This is a genomic window from Imperialibacter sp. (assembly GCF_040222385.1).
GTDB lineage: Bacteria > Bacteroidota > Bacteroidia > Cytophagales > Cyclobacteriaceae > Imperialibacter.
The window spans coordinates 373,590-387,084 of sequence record NZ_JAVKDF010000022.1; the positions used below are offsets into that span (position 1 = coordinate 373,590).

General features: G+C 47.1%; 9 protein-coding genes. 5 read left to right on the forward strand and 4 right to left on the reverse strand.

Going from position 1 to position 13,495, the window contains the following annotated elements; all coding sequences use genetic code 11:
- Positions 1-392 precede the first annotated feature (392 nt).
- The 5 genes from RIG68_RS09225 (at position 393) to RIG68_RS09245 (ending at position 8,980) form a co-directional block, all read left to right on the forward strand.
- On the forward strand, positions 393-989 hold the full coding sequence (locus tag RIG68_RS09225; protein ID WP_350121464.1) for an RNA polymerase sigma factor: 597 nt from the start codon (positions 393-395) through the stop codon (positions 987-989).
- A 99-nt stretch (positions 990-1,088) separates the two neighbouring features.
- The gene (locus tag RIG68_RS09230) at positions 1,089-2,102 is read left to right on the forward strand and encodes a FecR family protein (protein ID WP_350121467.1); all 1,014 of its coding nucleotides are present in this window, start codon (positions 1,089-1,091) and stop codon (positions 2,100-2,102) included.
- Positions 2,103-2,149: 47 nt separating this feature from the next.
- Entirely contained in the window at positions 2,150-5,716 is a 3,567-nt protein-coding gene (locus RIG68_RS09235) for a SusC/RagA family TonB-linked outer membrane protein (RefSeq protein WP_350121470.1), read from the forward strand.
- An 11-nt stretch (positions 5,717-5,727) separates the two neighbouring features.
- On the forward strand, positions 5,728-7,245 hold the full coding sequence (locus tag RIG68_RS09240; protein WP_350121473.1) for a SusD/RagB family nutrient-binding outer membrane lipoprotein: 1,518 nt from the start codon (positions 5,728-5,730) through the stop codon (positions 7,243-7,245).
- Positions 7,246-7,495: 250 nt separating this feature from the next.
- Positions 7,496-8,980, forward strand: coding sequence for a mandelate racemase/muconate lactonizing enzyme family protein (locus tag RIG68_RS09245; RefSeq protein WP_350121826.1), 1,485 nt, complete (start codon positions 7,496-7,498; stop codon positions 8,978-8,980).
- A 131-nt stretch (positions 8,981-9,111) separates the two neighbouring features.
- Here RIG68_RS09245 and RIG68_RS09250 read toward each other — a convergent pair whose 3' ends face one another.
- The 4 genes from RIG68_RS09250 to RIG68_RS09265 all read right to left on the reverse strand — a co-directional run bounded on the left by RIG68_RS09250 (position 9,112) and on the right by RIG68_RS09265 (position 13,495).
- Entirely contained in the window at positions 9,112-10,590 is a 1,479-nt protein-coding gene (locus tag RIG68_RS09250; protein WP_350121476.1) for an FGGY family carbohydrate kinase, read from the reverse strand.
- A gap of 76 nt (positions 10,591-10,666) precedes the next feature.
- Positions 10,667-10,921: a four helix bundle protein gene (locus RIG68_RS09255; protein ID WP_350121828.1), complete on the reverse strand. Its 255-nt coding sequence runs from the start codon at positions 10,919-10,921 to the stop codon at positions 10,667-10,669.
- A gap of 82 nt (positions 10,922-11,003) precedes the next feature.
- Positions 11,004-11,978: an ABC transporter permease gene (locus RIG68_RS09260; protein WP_350121479.1), complete on the reverse strand. Its 975-nt coding sequence runs from the start codon at positions 11,976-11,978 to the stop codon at positions 11,004-11,006.
- A complete protein-coding gene (locus tag RIG68_RS09265) occupies positions 11,975-13,495 on the reverse strand; it encodes a sugar ABC transporter ATP-binding protein (RefSeq protein ID WP_350121482.1) in 1,521 nt (506 codons plus the stop codon). Before RIG68_RS09265 ends, RIG68_RS09260 begins: the two co-directional genes overlap by 4 nt.

Genomic DNA, 13,495 nt, shown 5'->3' on the forward strand with positions numbered 1-13,495 from the left:
GTTCGGTTAGTTTTTAGAAAGTTAGAAAGAATTCGAAGCAACCCACCCGACTATTCCGTCAGCGGGGGCTTATTGATGTGACTGCTTTCGAGCTATAATCGCTCGGGAAAAATAACCTTTTGATGGTCGTTCAAAAAAAATTTCGTGTCAAATTGACACTTCAAGCCTATTTATACGTTCTTCCATGCTTTTCTGGCAATATATTATCGCTGCTATTTAGTATATTCAGCCTTATAACGTTGATAAATAAGGGGTGGTAATCTAAGTTATCGTCCTGGACCTCATCGACTAATCGGATTCTTAAAGCATGACGTTATCTAAACTATTCAACCAAGTTAGAGTGGAAAAAATGCTATGCAGGGTAATATTTCTATTGCTGAAACAAGTTTGTATTGAATAGCGAACGGATCATATCGACAACGGAAGCGGGCTCGCTTGATGATGAAATGCTTTGGGGGCAATTCAAGTCCGGCAACGAACTGGCATTTTCTGTGTTGTACAAACGCCACGTGAACAGGCTCTTCAACTATGGGATGCACACCTGCCGTGACAAGGAACTGGTCAAAGACTGCCTTCAGGAGTTGTTCACCCGGCTGTGGAGCAAAAGAGAAACCCTTGGCGTGGCCGGTTCAGTGAACTACTATCTGTTCAAATCATTCAGAAGACTGCTCATCAGCCGACTCATAGCCAACCGTAAATTTGCCCTTCCTTTCCACGACAACCCTGACAGCATGTTTGAATTCATTCCATCCATTGAGGATACGATGATTGCCGGGGAGGCAAAAAAACAACAACTGGAGCAGCTGAAAGTGAGTTTCAATGCGCTCACCAAACGGCAACGGGAAGCCATTTTTCTCAAGTTTTTCAACGAGTTGAGCTATCATGAAGTCTCCTCGATTATGGAGGTGCATGTGGATTCCGTCTACAACCTGATATCAAAAGCACTAACGGTGTTGAAGAAAAAACTGAAGGATAATCCCTCCTTCTGACCTCCTTTCGGGCTTTTCTTGCGTGATAAAAAAATATTTCAAAAAAAGTGATGAGAAACAGGCGATGCTCTTCTCTTCTAAGCATTAAATAAGTTTCTAGTGAAAGACTATTACCACTTTTCGGCGAACGACTTTGCAATGGACGAAAGCTTTCGGGCCTGGGTATGGAGGCCTACTAACGAAAGTAATGTATTCTGGCGGGAATGGATCAGCAAGCATCCAGACAAGGCTGTGGAAGTTGAAGAAGCCATTGCTTTGCTGCAAAAACTCAACTTTCCCGTCTATTCTCTCTCAGAATCGGAAGTAGCTGGCCTGTGGAACAATATAAAAGTCAACACACCACAGCCGACAGGCACGGACAGGAAACTTACAGCAGGTTTGTCGCCCAGCCCCTGGCGTTTGTCGGCTGTTGCTGCTGCAGCACTGATAGCGATAGGCCTGGCCGTTTTTTTCATGTTCTTCCAAAAGGAGGTTCTTCACTATGAAACGGCATATGGTGAAACCAAACGTATTCTGCTCCCGGATAGCTCTTCGGTGGTTCTAAATGCAAACTCCAGCATTGTTTTCAGTAATGACTGGCAGCAGCAGCAAGCCAGAGAGGTATTGCTTGAAGGAGAGGCTTTTTTTGAAGTGGTCCATACCGTTGGCAACCAGCCATTCCGGGTGAAAGTAAGTGATGGGGTGGCCGTGGAAGTGCTTGGCACCAGCTTCAATGTTTACCATCGCAAAGCCGACACCAAAGTCGTGCTGAATACCGGGCAAATTGCCCTTAGCTTCCCGGGAAACGACAAGGAGGAAAAAATATTGATGGAACCGGGTGAACTGGTGGAGTACAAAAACAAACAATACAGCAAACGCAGGGTCGATACCGAAGTGTATGCAGCCTGGACAGATAACAAGGTAATTCTTGACGAAACTTCCCTGAAGGAAATGATAGAAATGGCCAACAACAACTTTGGGGTGACCATCCGTGTGCAGGCTGACAAAATGCTTCAACAAACGGTATCGGGGTCAATGCCTGTGGGTGATGCTGAAAGTTTTGTGCTTCAAGTGGCCAAAGTTTTTCAGCTAAAAGCTGAAAAAAGGAATGATTACTACCTATTGAAAGAATAGCAATTCATATATACTCTAAACAATGATAACACCTACATTAAACTACTATGAGAAAGCTTTACCTAATTGTTTTTATCACCTGTGTGGTGGCAAATCAGGCAGTGCCACAACACCAGCAAGTTCTAGCTTCTGCCTTCAGCCCGCAATCGATTGCGGTAACGAAAACTGAGTCCATTTCCCTTGAAAAAGGGTTGGAACAGCTGGAGAGAAAATTCAATGTGTCTATTGCCTACCGTGATGAATGGGTGAAAGACAAGAAGGTGCAGATACCATCCTCTGATTTGCGAACGGTGGAAGAAGCATTGGGCGAACTGCTGAGTGAAACAGAGCTTTCCTATGAAAAAGCGGGCTCTGGATTCTACGTCATTTCACTAAAGAGCCTTCAGAATGCGGGGCTCTCAGAGTCGGCTTCCACGTCGAAGACATCCGGTTTATCAGCCAGTGTTACCTCCCCTGCTGCCAACCTTAGCCTCAAGGCCTTTTCCAAATCGGCCCGCAGGCAGAAAAAGGAAACGCAGCGTGAAATCACTGTCAGTGGAACCGTAAAAGATGAAAATGGCAATGGCTTTCCTGGTGTGAACGTGATATTGAAAGGCTCCTCAACGGGAACCTCCACTGATGCCAACGGAAAATATTCCCTTTCGGTACCCGATGACAACTCAGTCCTGGTATTCTCAGCCATTGGCTACGCCACACAAGAAGTGAACGTTGGTGCAAGAAGTATCATTGACATTTCTCTGGAATTGGATGTGAAGTCGCTGGAAACAGTGGTGGTTACCGCTCTGGGGCTGGAAAGGTCATCCAAAAGCCTTGGATATGCCACTTCCACCATCAATTCCGATGAGCTGTCAATCAACCGTACCCCGAACATGATGAATGCGCTGACGGGCAAAATTGCAGGTGTGAGCATTTCCGGCCTTGGAACTGGCCCTGCGGGCACATCAAAAATCCGTATTCGTGGCCAGTCGTCTATTTCAGGTCAAAATAACCCGCTCATTGTTGTGAACGGGGTACCCATTGACAATACCAACTTTGGCTCCAACCCTGGAAATGCGGGTTCGGATAGTTCAATTGGCGTAAGAGGCGGAGGAAACACTTCGGACGGCGGTGACGGACTTTCCAGCATCAACCCCGACGATATCGAGAGCATGACTGTGCTAAAAGGTGCGGCCGCATCAGCCCTTTACGGATCCCGTGCCAAAGACGGTGTGATCATGATTACCACCAAATCGAGGGGTACAACCAAAGGCCTGGGCGTAACCTACAATATGAACTATACCAATGAAGCGCCGCTTGATTTTACCGACTACCAGTACGAGTACGGTCAGGGTGAAAACGGAGTAAGACCCACTGCACCAAACCCAACATCTGGTCAATGGTCATTTGGCGAAAAGTTTCAGCCAGGCATGACACAGGTTTTGTTCGACGGCGTAACAGTTCCTTATGAGCCACAAAGAGGCCGTCTGCTGGACTTTTACCGCCATGGCCAGAACTTCACTAACACAATAACGCTGGCTGGCAACACCGACAAAGGAGGACTTAATCTTTCTTTTGCTGACATGAGCAGCCAGGGGATTGTACCAAACAATACATTCGACAGAAAGACCATCAATCTTGGATTCGGCTATGACCTTTCATCCAAACTAAGCTTCAAGGGAAATATCAACTACTCCAATGAGTATAACAAGAACCCACCAAACGTAGGACAGCAAGACAATACCATCCCCACGTCGCTCATGGCAATGTCAAATTCCATGCCCCTTGATGTGTTGAACGACAACAGATACAATGCCCAGGGAAATGAATACATCTATTCACGGTTTATGAACAGGACGAATCCCTATTTCATTTTGTCGGATCAGTTTCAGAACATCCGCCGGGATAGAATATTTGGCAACCTTTCTGTGAAATACGACATTACCAACTGGCTTTTTGTGCAGGGTCGTGTAGGTCAGGATTACTGGTCACGTGACCAGGATTACAACAACTTCCCCACCGGCCAGGCCTCAAGGGCAGCTGCACCAGCAGGTTTCGTCAATGGATTGTACACCCAGGAAGCCCGCAGATTCAGAGAAATCAACAAGGATTTCCTCATCTCAGCTACCAAGGAATTTGGTGATATCGGCGTTAACATCACCGCTGGTGGTAACCAGATGTACAGAAGATCCGACCTCAACAGCGTACAAGTGACTGATTTTGTGGTTCGGGGCCTCTACACCGTGCAAAACGGAAGAGCGAAAGATCCACTTTATGACCTGTCTGAGAGAGGTGTAAATTCTCTTTATGGGTCTGCTGAAGTGAACTACAAGCGTTTTATCTACTTGAACACCACCCTGCGCAACGACTGGTTCTCTACGTTGTCAGAAGCCAACAGAAGCATTTTGTACCCCTCAGTTTCTGCCAGTTACGTATTTTCCGAGTCGTTCGACGCCCCTGGCTGGCTGAACTTTGGGAAATTCAGAGCTGCCTTTGCACAGGTGGGTAGCGATACCGATGTGCCCCCCTACTCAAATGTGCTGTTCTATGGTGTCAACCCAAACTTAGCGTTGAATCCCTCCGGCACCGGGCAACCGGTGGGTGGATCCTCGGGCAATACGGTTCCCAACCCCAATCTGAAGCCGATGCAAACATCTGAAACCGAACTGGGACTTGAGATGAGAATGTTTAACAATCGGGTGGGACTTGACGTGGCTGTCTACAAAAAAATCACTACCGATCAGATTGTGCAAGCACAGATTTCCGATGCCTCCGGTTTCATTGACACCCGCATCAACAGCGGACAGAGCCAAAATAAGGGCATTGAGATGCTGCTGAATTTGACTCCGGTAAAAACTGTCGATTTTTCCTGGGACTTCACTTTCACTGGCGCCTACAATATCACCAAGGTGCTTAGCCTGCTTACCGACACTCCAGGTGAAAGGATTACCGTGGGTACTCACGTGTTCAATGGTGAGCTGAGGCAGATTGTTGGTGAAGAAATGGGACAAATTGCAGGTTTTGGTTACCGGAGAGACGACAGTGGCCGCCAGATATTTGGCACCAATGGATTGCCTCTGAGAACGTTGGATCTTGTGAATTTTGGTAGTGCGCTGCCAAAATGGGTAGGAGGCTTCAATAACGCCTTCAACTACAAAGGGGTATCTCTTTCCTTTCTGATAGATTTCAAGTTGGGGAACAAAATGCTCTCTGGTACCAACTTCAACGCTTACCGTCACGGCCTTCACAAAGCAACACTTGAAGGCAGAGAGAATGGTGTTGTGGGCGATGGCGTTGACATCGACGGCAACGTGAATTCAGTAGTGGCACCTGTGCAAGCCTATTGGGAAATTGTGAGATCTCAGGCACTCATTGAGCCTGTGGTATATAACGGAGGCTACTGGAAATTACGTCAAATAACAGCCGGTTATGATTTCACCAGGTTCTTCTCTCCCGATTCTCCAATCAAAGGACTGAGGCTGAACCTTGTGGCGAACAATGTGCTACTCCTGAAGAAATGGGTGGATAACATCGATCCTGAAAGTTTCGGCTATAGTTCCGACAACGTGGTTGGGATGGAGTCGCCAGGGCTGCTCACAACAAGGAGTATGGGCTTCAACCTGAATGTTAAATTTTAATCAAACGCATCATGAAAAATATAACTAAACTATCTCTGTTAATATTTTCGTTCGTTTTCATCATGTCATGCGACAATGAGTTTGATGAAATGAATAAAAGCAAGACGGGGGCCACCTCAATCGACCCCGTATTCATTCTCAACAGGGCAGCAATCAATTCGTCCTTTCCTGCGTCCACACTTATTTTCGAAATGGGCATTGTACAGCAGATCATTTCGCCCAACTCAGGTGTGCTTACCGGTGCTAACTATAACCAGGACAATCGGGCCTCAACGCAGGTAAACTGGCAAACCTACTACCGCAACGTCATCAGAGATACCAAAGACATCATCAGTCAAACAACAGATGACCCAGCCAGAACGAACCTGCTAAATATGGCAAGGATTCTGCAGGCCCATGCGTTTATGGTGCTTACCGATAGCTATGGAGACATACCCTATACAGATGGTGGCGATGGCTACAACACGCAGATTTTCTTTCCTGCCTATGATACCCAGGAGTCTATTTATCCTAAACTCATTCAGGAACTAAGCGAGGCTTCAGCTGCATTAAACGCCAGTGGAAAAGTGGAAACGGCCGATGTTTTATATGGTGGCGATGTGGCAAAGTGGAAAAAGTTTGGCTACTCGCTGATGTTAAGAGCCGGAATGAGGCTCAGTGAGGCCAATGCAAGCCTTGCGCAAAGCACAGTGGCAGCAGCCTTCAGTGGTGGCCCGATCCTCGACAATGCCGACAATGTTTACGTGCGACACGACGCCAATTACTCCAACCCGCTCGGAGCCACACTCAACTCTACTGAGGCGGCAAATATCTACCTGGCAAAGCCATTCGTTGATGTTTTGCAGGCAACCAACGACCCCAGACTGTCTGCCATCGCCATTCGTTATGTAGGCGCTACTTCCGGGCCCACGCAGGTTGTTGAAGTTGGTTCTTATGAGGCTGACGATCAGATCGGTATGCCAATGGGCCACGACAACGGAACGGTGGCCGCCGCCGCAGAAGCAGATGGGTTGGCAAGTTTCTATGATTACAGCCAGGTGGATCGTCGTCGGATGACGAGCCGTGCCGCACCAGCCTTTTTTGTAACCGCAGCTCAAACCAATTTGCTGTTGGCTGAAGCAAGGTTCAGAGGGTGGATCACCACTGGCAGTGCTGCGCAGTACTTTTCTGATGGCATTGCCGCCCATATGGATCAACTGGCAACGTTCGGCGCAGCTTCAGCGGTAGCGGCTACAGACAGAGATGACTATATTGCAGCAAACCCACTTGGGGCAGGCACCGAACTGGAACAAATCAATGTCCAGTACTGGATAGCCTCGTTTTTGAACGGACCAGAGGCATTCGCTAATTTCAGAAGAAGTGGTTTCCCAGTTCTGGAAGTAAATCCTTATCCGGGCAAAGAAGTTGACTTTATCAACAGACTGACCTATCCAAACTCGGAAATATCAGTTAATACCGAGAATGTAAATGCGGCCATTGCAACGCAGGGGCCTGACGACCTCGCCACCAAGGTGTGGTGGCATAAGTAAAAAAGGAGATTCTGTAAGAGGCACTGGTTTATCGCCTCTTACAGGATCACTTACCTTACTCGTACTGTCCTATCTCACAGGCAAGCAAGAGCTTTCAGTCATCAAGCTGATGGCGGGCGATGCCTTATTTCAACACCGTCCCTGCCGCCTTCAGGAGCTATTCTGGCCAACCATACTTCCCGATATATCGGGGCAGCACCATCCATCCTATCCGTCAGTTCAATTGATCACCCTTAAAAAAAGAAATCCAATGAAAAATGTATTACAGGAAATAATCCGAAAGAACAGGCAGCGGGAGAACGAAGCTGCGCTGCTGCGCCAGGCCGAAATTGACAATGCCGAAACGCCCGACAACAGGCGCAGCTTCCTAAAAAAAACTGCCCTGGGAGGTTTGTCGCTGGCCGGCTTGATGGGCCTTTCCTTTGAAGACAGTGTGGCACAAACAACATCGAAAGTCCAGAAGGCGTCTGCTCCTTCTGATCTCAAAATTACCGACATGCGCTATTGCCTTACGGGCGTTATGGGAGGCACTGCCATCATCCGCATCGACACCAATCAGGGCATTTACGGTCTTGGAGAAGTGCGAGATGCGGCAGATCCCCGCTATGCTTTGATGCTCAAAAGCAGGATACTGGGAGAGAACCCGTGTAACGTAGAACGGGTATTTAAGATGATCAGGCAATTTGGAGGACAGGGACGTCAGGCAGGCGGTGTGTGTGCCGTCGAGATGGCTCTTTGGGATTTGTGTGGCAAAGCCTACAATGTTCCGGCCTGGCAGCTGCTTGGCGGCAGATATCGGGATACTGTTCGTATCTATGCAGACACTCCTGAATCTCCTGATCTTGAAGTTTTTAAGGAAAAAGTAAAGTACCGCACCGTTGAACAGGGCTATACCTGGCTAAAAATGGACGTTTCCATTAACGTGCTGAGAGACATTCCGGGAACATTGGTCAATCAGGCGTTTTGGAGATCAAACGGTTCTCAATTCTCCGGTGATTTTATGTCGTATGCGAATGCCAGGCACCCCTTTACCGGTATTCAGGTGACAGAAAAGGGATTTGAAATACTGGCCCAAAGAGTGGCGGACGTCCGTGCCGTGGTGGGAGACGAAATTCCAATGTCTACCGATCATTACGGGCATTTTGACCTCAACAATATGATTCGTTTGGGTAAGTCTCTCGAAAAATACCGTCTTGCCTGGCTTGAAGATATGGTGCCCTGGCAATACACCGAGCAACACAAAACAATTACCGACGCATTGGAAACGCCAACTACCACTGGTGAAGACATTTATCTACTGGAAAACTGCAAGCCACTGATCGACGTCCATGCCGTAGACATCATACATCCCGACCTCGCCTCTTCCGGTGGACTTCTCGAAACTAAGCGCATCGGCGATTATGCCGAGGAAAAAGGCATCTCGATGGCCATGCACCAGGCCGGTACACCTGTGTCTTTTATGGCCAACGTGCATTGCGCTGCTGCCACTCAGAACTTTTTGGCACTGGAGCACCATTCCGTTGATCTGCCGTGGTGGGAAGGCATGGTAAAAACCACAGACGGAAGAAAGCTGATTGACAAAGGCTTTGCCCCCGTTCCCCTCAGTGCACCAGGTCTGGGGATTGAGTTAGTAGATGATGTGGTGAAACAACACCTTGATGCCCGTGATACCTCGTACTTTGCTCCGACCAAGGAGTGGGATGCGAAGCGTTCTCATGACAGGACTTGGAGCTAGAGATGAAGTTACAGTGATACAGTCGTCGCTTCAATCGACCTCAGTCCGTAGGTTGGTTGAAGCGATGCCAATTCCGACCGGGGCATCTGCCTCCTTAATTTGTTTACGAGACCGAAAGGAAACTTGCCCGCTCACGAAGCAATGACACGCTTCCAGCCTTCGTAGCTGTCTCTCACTTTCTCAGCTTCGGCACCGGCATAGGTGCTTGTCGTAGCCTGGTTCAGGGATTTGAGTGCTTCAATGCTGTCGTAAACACCGGCATGCAAACCAGCGAGGTAGCCCGCTCCTAACGCCGAGACATCGGTAATTTCAATGTTCGTAACCTTACGTTCTAACAGGTCTGCCATAAATTGAACTACGAATTTGTTAGATGTGATGCCTCCATCTATTTTGAGTTCGGTAAGTTGAGTCCCTGAGTCGGTTTCCATTGCCACGATAACATCTTTGATTTGATAAGGCACCGACTCAACGGCTGCACGAATTACATGGTTTTTAGTCGACTCAAACGACAAGCCTTCCACACTTGCTTTTCTATTCATATCCCAATGTGGGGCGCCCAAACCACTGAAAGCAGGCACAATGTACACCCCACCATTATCGTCCAACGAAAGGCATATTTTCTCGAGATCACCCGTATTTTCGAATAGCCCCAATTGGTTTTTTACCCATTCAATGGTAGCGCCTGCCGAAACAATAATTCCCTCCAATGCATAGTCCACCCGGTCTGCTGTACTCCAACAGATGGTTGTTACCATGCCATTCTGAGAAGTTTTTGGCGTGCTACCGATGTTCATCAAAATTGAACTGCCTGTGCCCAGGGTTGCCTTGGCATTCCCCACTTCAAAACAACCTTCACCAAAGGCAGCGGCATGCGAATCTCCGATCATTGCAGAGATGCTCATTTGATGATCGATCAAGCCATCGAAACTGGTTTCACCAAAATGAAAAGATGATGGTTTCACTTCAGGTAGGTTTAGCTGCGATAATCCGAAGTCCGCTAACAATTCACGGTCCCACTGCAAATCTTTCAAATTGAAAAACATTGTGCGGGAAGCATTGGTGTAGTCGGTCATGTACGACTTGCCCCCGGTCATTTTGTACAGCAACCACGAGTCTACATTTCCGAAGTATGCCTGCCCTTTATCGATAGCCTCTCTAATTTTGGGTTCGTTCTCATACAGCCAAATTACTTTCGTCCCTGAAAAGTATGGGTCAATGATCAGACCGGTCTTTTGATTGATCTTAGGTCCAAGTCCTTCTCTTTTAAGCCGATCGCAAACCTCAACAGATCGTTTGCATTGCCATACAATTGCGTTGTAAAGCGGTGTTCCCTTTTTATCCCAAAGTAGAAATGTTTCACGTTGATTCGAAATACCGCAAGCTTTGATTTCCTTCACATCTCCCCCACTTGCTTCGAATCCATCGAGACATTTCCTGACAGAGGCCAGCGTATTTTGATAAATCACTTCGGGCTCTTGCTCCACTCTGTTGCCCTCGAGGTAGTGTGTCTTGAGCAGCTCAGTAGCTTTGAATTTTGCTTTTCCCTGCGCATCAAAAACAATCGTTTTTGTGCTGCTCGTTCCCTGGTCTATGGCTAATATGTAGGACATGTGTAGTAGGTGATGAATGATGACTGAGCAGTGATGAATAAGCAGTAGCTATCTGTAGTAACTTTAAGTCAACTGATTACTCATTTCTGGCACTCATCATCCCTGTTAACTGTTTAAAACAACTTATTATAAGTGCTCCCAAGTGCTCTATTGACTTTAGCTCTACATATTGAAGTTGTTCTGCAATATCGATTGCAGTGTCCACTTCAATAACAGAACCACGAGCGATTTCAAAATATCTTCTTCTCTCGGCCACTGACCTGCGTGAGCAGCCCTCGGCAATATTTAAATGAACAGACAAAGCAGCCCTTCTAATTCTTGTCTTTAGTATGAGCTAAATTTAAAAACATAATAAAGAATCCAGGTTTTCATTTTACAGACAACCAACTACCTCTCCCCACCCTCATCACTGCTCACTCACCTTTCTGATTCGATTTATCAATGATTACAGCCATAAGTATCACCAAGCCTTTGATAACTTGCTGCCAGAATGGTGACACATCCAGCAATACAAGGCCGTTGTTAAGCACGCCTATTATCATTGCACCTAAAACAGTGCCCCAAATTGACCCTCTACCACCCGACAGGGAAGTTCCGCCGATTACCACAGCGGCAATGGCATCCAACTCATAGCTAATACCGGCATTGGGTTGTGCTGAGTCTAATCGTGCAGTAACCAATACACCACCAACAGCGGCCAGCATTCCGGCCAAAGCGTAAACCCATATCTTGATTTTTGTAATTGGAATTCCCGATAGGCGTGCGGCATTTTCATTTCCGCCAATGGCGTAAACATACCTGCCAAACCGGGTCTTGCTCGTGAGAATAACGGCACCGAGTACGATGATGCCGGAAATCCAGACTGGCATAGGGATGCCGAGAAACCAACCGGTACCAAGAAAACCAAACGAATCTCCAAGGCCAGTAATGGGATGTCCCCTGGTCCATAGCATAGTAAAGCCTCGTGCCATAGTAAGCATGGCCAAAGTGGCCACAAAAGAAGGAACCTTGAATTTCGTAATGGCATACCCGTTGATGAAACCCATCGCACCACCCGACAATATTCCAGCAACCACTACGCCAAAGACTGTGAAGCCAATGAATAGATTTTCCGATGGGATGCCGATTCCATTTTTTAATAGTCCGGCGGTGATTGCACCACACAATGCCAGAACAGACCCCACTGAAAGATCAATGCCTGCTGTTAGAATCACGAGCGTCATTCCCACTGAAATGCAGACGTTCACGGAAATTTGCCGCATCACATTCCAGAAATTGTCTGCGGTCATGAAATTGTCTGTCATCAGGGCCAGCACCATGCACAAGAAGAACAAGGCAATCAGTGATTGATAGCGGGCAAGGTTTGAATATTTTTTAAGGGATATCATTTGTTCAAATTTTCCGGAATGCAGGCATTCATTATTTTATTTTCAGTGACTTCCTCGCTAGTAAATTCCGCCGTGATCTGACCTTCTGACATGACCAATATCCGATCTGAAACAGCTAGTATCTCAAGTATTTCTGATGACACAACCAACACTGATATACCAGAATGGGAAAGTTTTTTGATCAGGTCGTAAATCTCATTCTTGGCGTTGATGTCGATGCCACGGGTTGGCTCGTCAAGCATGAGAACCTTTGGATTGCGCTCAATCCATTTTGCCAGAACTACTTTTTGCTGATTCCCCCCACTCAAATTTTTGATGAGTTGTTTTTCGGAACTGACCTTTATTTTCAGCGCATCTACATGCTTGCTGTATAGCCTGGATTGTAGAGCCGCATTGAGCAAACCAAGCTTTGAGACCTTGTCTATCACCGTAAGGCTTATATTCTCAGCCACCGACATTCCGGGAACAATGCCATCTTTCTTTCGATCCTCAGGAACCAATGCCATACCAGCATCAATCGCCTGACCTGGTGATTTAAAGCTGACTTCCTTTCCATCCAATACGATCGTTCCTGTTGATGACCGGTGGTGAAGCCCAAACAGACTTTCGCAAAGTTCGGTACGCCCTGCACCCATCAAGCCGTAGATGCCCAGCACCTCTCCTTTATTCAAATAGAAATTGATGTTCTTCAGAATCGGTCGCAGAGGGTTGCCAGGGTTTTTTAGGAGTAAGTCTTGTACTTGTAGTATTTGCTCCTGAGACGTCGTCCTCTCTAACTTCTTGTTTACCTTGATCTCACGACCAGCCATCATGGCAATCAGCTTTTCCCGGGAGATTTGATTCATCTCACCCTGACCAACAACCTGTCCGTCACGCAATACAACATATTTATCGGCTAGGGCAAAAAGCTCGTCCAGCTTGTGCGATATATAAACAATAGACTTGCCCTCGGCCTTTAACTGATTGATAATGGTGAACAGCACTTCAACCTCGCTTTCGCCTATAGCCGACGTGGGCTCATCCATAAACAACACCTCCGATTCTGTCAAAAGGGCTTTGGCAATTTCCACAATCTGCTGTTGACCTACTTTCAACGAACTCACCAGCGCATCAGGATCAACGTCCAGTTTTAACCGGACAAGTAGCTCCCTGGTTTTTTGATTCATTTTCGCCTCGTCCAGAAAACCGAATGCATTGATCAACTCCCGCCCGAGGAAAATATTTTGCGCTACTGTGAGGTAAGGAATCAGGTTTAGCTCCTGGTGGATAATGGAAATACCGAGGTCTTGGGCGTTTCTTGGCTTCGAAAACTGGACAACCTGGTCTTTGAAATTAATTGTTCCCTCATAGTCGGTATAGATACCCGACATGATCTTAAGCAAAGTTGATTTGCCAGCCCCATTCTCTCCTATCAGTGCCGTCACCTTGCCTTTACCCAGCCTTAAATTGACCTGGTTCAGCGCCGTAACTCCTGAGAATTTTTTGGTAATATTTTGGACTTCAAGAAGAGCTTCCAT